At 48.5% G+C, this 2,306-nt stretch carries 2 protein-coding genes and 1 pseudogene; 1 reads left to right on the top strand and 2 read right to left on the bottom strand.

All coding sequences use genetic code 11. The annotated features are described in order from the left end of the window. Positions 1-230: pseudogene (locus tag EGV91_RS10575) on the top strand (bifunctional homocysteine S-methyltransferase/methylenetetrahydrofolate reductase); the annotation flags it as partial. Here EGV91_RS10575 and EGV91_RS10570 read toward each other — a convergent pair. Together EGV91_RS10570 and EGV91_RS10565 are read right to left on the bottom strand one after the other, a co-directional pair. After that, positions 227-943, bottom strand: a complete 717-nt coding sequence (locus tag EGV91_RS10570; RefSeq protein ID WP_135503530.1) for a YebC/PmpR family DNA-binding transcriptional regulator — start codon at positions 941-943, stop codon at positions 227-229. The pseudogene EGV91_RS10575 and the gene EGV91_RS10570 sit on opposite strands and share 4 nt — an antisense overlap. 182 nt (positions 944-1,125) lie before the next feature. After that, entirely contained in the window at positions 1,126-2,220 is a 1,095-nt protein-coding gene (locus EGV91_RS10565; protein WP_421958247.1) for a nitric oxide synthase oxygenase, read from the bottom strand. Positions 2,221-2,306 lie beyond the last annotated feature (86 nt).

Here is a 2,306-nt window from a genome sequence, read left to right as displayed (position 1 = left end):
ATGATATCCTGGCAGTTACGGGAGATCCAACGAAAGTCGGGGATTTCCCGGGAGCGACAAGCGTCTATGACGTTTCCAGCCTGGAATTGATTCAACTGATCAAGAAACTCAACGAAGGCATTTCGTTTTCCGGCAAGCCGCTGCGCAAAAAAGCGAATTTCTCGGTAGCGGCGGCATTCAATCCGAATGTCCGCGTCGTCAGCCGGGCGGATCTTTCTATAATTCATTAGCCCAGATCTACGTTATGATACACCTGCTGGACATCTTCCAAATCCTCAATAGCATCAATCATTTTTTCAAATTGCGCTTGCGCATCTTCCGGCAATTCCAATTCGTTCTGCGCGAGCATCGTCAATTCAGCAACTGTGAATTCAGTAATGCCTGCGTTTTTGAATGCCTGCTGGACAACATGGAATTGGTCCGGCTCGGCATAGACGATGACCGAATCTTCTTCTTCCATGATATCGCGTACATCGACGTCTGCTTCCATCAGCAATTCCAATACGTCGTCAGCCGTTTTGCCTTCAATTCCGAAGACTGCGGTATGGTCGAACATATACGACACCGAACCGCTGACGCCCATATTGCCGCCGTTCTTGCCGAATGCTGCACGTACATCAGATGCTGTGCGGTTGACGTTATTTGTCAACGTGTCGACGATGACCATTGAACCGCTTGGGCCAAATCCTTCGTAGCGCAATTCGTCGAAGCTTTCCTCAGACCCGCCTTTAGCTTTGTCGACAGCACGGTCGATGATCACTCTTGGCACGCTATACGTTTTTGCGCGTTCAAGAACGACTTTCAATGCCTGATTCGATTCCGGATCCGGCTCTCCCTGTTTGGCAGCTACATAGATTTCACGTCCGAATTTCGCGTAGATGCGGCTTGTGTTTGCGTCTTTTGATGCTTTTTTCTCTTTGATGTTATTCCACTTGCGTCCCATTGTGTTTCCCACTTTCTTTCAACTTTGAATGTGAAGAACGTTCACTATCTTCCATTATATAATATAATCCCAAGTTTTTCAGAATTGCTGAGCTGAAAATATGCAAAAAGAAGAGCATAGCTTTTTCCAGCTGTGCTCGGTTGCAATGAAACTATCGTTTCCAAGCAGGGATTCCTGCCAAGCTATCGTAGATACGGCGGTTTTTGGTAAAAATAATTCGGCTTCACCACATCGTTTTTATACGGTTTATGGAAAATATGCGTTGTTGCCGGAGACATCGGCGGAATCAGCCACGCCCAGTTTCCGGTGACGTTCCGTTCTGCTGCTTCTTCTTTTTTCTCGAAGCTTTTGAATTGCTTGGCGGCGGTATGGTGATCGACGATCGTCACACCCGCTGCTTGAAACGATTCGAGAACAGCGATGTTCAATTCGACAAGCGCTTTGTCTTTCCATAAAGAACGGTTCGAGCTCGTGTCCAAGCCCATGGCTTCCGCCACTTTCGGAAGCAGATTATAGCGGTCTTCATCCGCCAAATTGCGCGCCCCGATTTCCGTTCCCATGTACCAGCCGTTGAATGGCGCGAGCGTGTAATGGATGCCGCCTATTTCAAGCTTCATTTCCGAAATGATCGGCACAGCGTACCATTTCACGCCCAGTTCTTTAAACGCCGGCAACTCAGGATGCTCAAGTTCTACTTCAAGCACCGCTTTTTGAGGCAATTCGAAAAAGCGCGGTTCTTCGTGCGCTGTCTCAATGACGATTGGCAGCACATCATAAGGCGTGCCCGCCCCGCGCCAGCCCAATTTTTCACATTCTCTGGTAAATTCAAGCGACGACGAGTCGCCGATAAGTTCTCCATTTTGTTCGTAGCCCGCGTAGCGGATCAGTTGGTGATTCCAAATCCGCGCTTTGTCCTGGCCATTTTGCTGCGGGGCAAAAATGGTGATGGCTGGCCGGATCTTCCCGCTGTTTGCGGCAAATTCGATGTGCCCCAGCAACGCTTGAAAAATATCTTCCGCAGATTCTCTCCCGCGCTCATCAAACACAGTCAATGTGTTCCAAAAAAGCCGGCCGATGCAGCGGTTATTATTGCGCCACGCCATCCGCGCGCCATGCTCCAGTTCATCAAATGTATGGGTGTAAGTTCCTTTATCGTCTATTTCTTTTTTGATTTCATTGATCCGGCTGTTCAGTTCCGATTCCGTCTTCCCTAATTCACTGCAATATCCCGATAAAAACTCCATGGCTTCCATAAGCAAGGCATTGGGCGTCCCAATAGCGTTCAAGATTATCACTCCTCGTCAACATTCTATCACCGACACTGTCTATTTTCATGCTGGAAATGCGCCGCCGCTGGGTTTTT

Source organism: Planococcus koreensis (assembly GCF_004761975.1).
Taxonomy (GTDB): Bacteria; Bacillota; Bacilli; order Bacillales_A; family Planococcaceae; genus Planococcus; species Planococcus koreensis.
Note: the sequence above shows the minus strand (reverse complement) of the source record. Positions and strands in the feature narration are given on the sequence as shown.

Excerpts from the sequence above, each read along its gene's own strand:
- EGV91_RS10570 (WP_135503530.1), bottom strand. The coding sequence starts at position 943 with ATGGGACGCAAGTGGAATAACATCAAAGAGAAAAAAGCATCAAAAGAC.